The sequence below is a fragment of the Methylobacterium sp. WL103 genome, assembly GCF_008039885.1.
GTDB classification, from domain to species: Bacteria; Pseudomonadota; Alphaproteobacteria; order Rhizobiales; family Beijerinckiaceae; genus Methylobacterium; species Methylobacterium cerastii.
In genome coordinates, this window is the sequence record NZ_VRUX01000756.1 from 1 (window position 1) to 1,731 (window position 1,731).

At 71.1% G+C, this 1,731-nt stretch carries 2 protein-coding genes; both read right to left on the bottom strand.

The features are described 5' to 3' along the window. A partial coding sequence (locus FV222_RS25090; protein ID WP_147815915.1) for a Wadjet anti-phage system protein JetA family protein occupies positions 1–917 on the bottom strand: 917 nt, incomplete at its 3' end. Between the two features lie 36 nt (positions 918–953). Beyond that, positions 954–1,373 (bottom strand): FKBP-type peptidyl-prolyl cis-trans isomerase, encoded by a 420-nt coding sequence (locus FV222_RS25095; RefSeq protein WP_147750609.1) that lies wholly within the window; start codon positions 1,371–1,373, stop codon positions 954–956. Between the last annotated feature and the right edge of the window lie 358 nt (positions 1,374–1,731).

Below are 1,731 nucleotides of genomic sequence, written 5' to 3' on the forward strand. Positions count from 1 at the left end.
GTGCGCTCGATGCCCGCCGAATCCGGCCGGTCCATGTAGCGCACGGCGGCCGCGATCCGGCGTTCCATCCGCGCGACCACGTCGTCGACGGCGTCGAGGTGCCGGTCGAGGCCTTCGAAAATCGACAGGATCTGGGTGAGGTCGGCGCGCACCCCGCGCTCGGCGGTGCGCAGCTCCGCCGCCCGGCCCTCGCGCAGGATCGCCTCGGCCAGCGCCCGGATCAGCAGCGGGTCGCGAAGCGCGCGTCCGGCCTCCCGCACGATGGCCGAGCGGAAGCGGAACGGGTTGTAGCGGGTGTTCAGCGTCCGGTAGTCGCTGATCAGGTGGCGCTCGACGAAGTCCTCGAAGTAGAGGCGGAAGGCCGCGCGCATGTCCTCCTCGTGGAGGATGCGCTCCTCGATCTTGCGCATCGCGCCGGCCAGCCCCCGCACGTGGCCGAGGAAGGCCTGCGCCGCGCGCGCCGCATTGCCGAGCGCCTCCGAGCGGTCGGCCGGGTTGGCGATCGCACTCTCCAGGCTGCCGAGCACGTCGAGGATGGCGGCGCCGTAGGAGCGGGTCTCGCCGCGCTCCATCCGCGACAGCTCCTCGAGCAGGAGCCGCGCCTCCGGGTCGAAGTCGACCACCGGCACGTAGCGCTCGCGCCGCTCGATCAGCCAGCCGGTCTCGAGGAAGCGCCGAAAAAGGGCCGAGCGGCGCTCGATCGGATCGATGGGCACCGGCTCGTCGTCGGATTGCTGATCGAGCGCCCACTCGGCGGAGAAGTCGCCGATGGCGGCCAGCAGCTCCGCCTTGCGCACCGGGTCGGGGCTGGTGCCCATCACCTTCCGGTGCAGGTGCAGCAGCAGCGCCGCGTTGAACGCGCGGCTCGGCGAGGCCAGCGGCCGGAACAGGTCGTCGGGAAGCTGCGCGAACAGCATTCTGGGCCGACCTTTCCCGCCGCCGAGCCGTCTGCCTTACTTCGCGCCGAGCAGCTCGACGTCGAAGATCAGCGTCGCGCCGGGTGGGATGATGCCGCCGGCGCCGCGGGCGCCGTAGCCGAGCTCGGCCGGGATCACCAGGGTGCGCTTGCCGCCCTGCTTCATTGTGGCGACGCCGAGGTCCCAACCCTGGATCACCTGGCCGGCGCCGAGGGTGAAGGTGAAGGGCTGGTTGCGGTCCCGCGAGGAATCGAACTTCTTGCCCTTCTTGCCGGCGTCGTCGAGCCAGCCGGTGTACTGCACGGTCACCTTCTGGCCGGCCTTCGGCTCGGGGCCGGCGCCCACGACTTCATCCTGATACTTCAGGCCGGAGGGGAGGGTGGTGTAGTCGGCGTTGGCGGCAGCGGTCATGGCGATCAGCACGGCTCCGGCGATGGGGAGAATAAAGCGAGGCATCGTTCCTCCGTCGGGGCGAGCCTCTGGCGGGCCGCCCGTCGATGGGCCTCTTAACAGGTGGCGCGGGGCCGAGGCCAGCGGGAGCCGTTTCTCCAAGCCCAGCGCGGATCGAAGTCGCGGAACGCGGCTTGCGAGACGGCGGACGCGATCCGTGGCCCGATCTTGTACAGCCCCGGTTGACGGGGAGCCGGCCTTCGCCGTCCATGCCACCTTCACCATGACGGCTCGGAGCGACGATGCGCTTGGATCAAACGGACGGAACGAAGGCCACCACCGATCGGACATCGCCCCGGGGGCGTCGCGCGGTGGCCGCGATGGCGCTGCTGACGTTCGCGACGGCGGCCGAGCCCGCCAGCGC

Bases quoted from the DNA above. Each gene is read 5' to 3' on its own strand.
- FV222_RS25095 (WP_147750609.1), bottom strand. From the start codon at position 1,373: ATGCCTCGCTTTATTCTCCCCATCGCCGGAGCCGTGCTGATCGCCATG.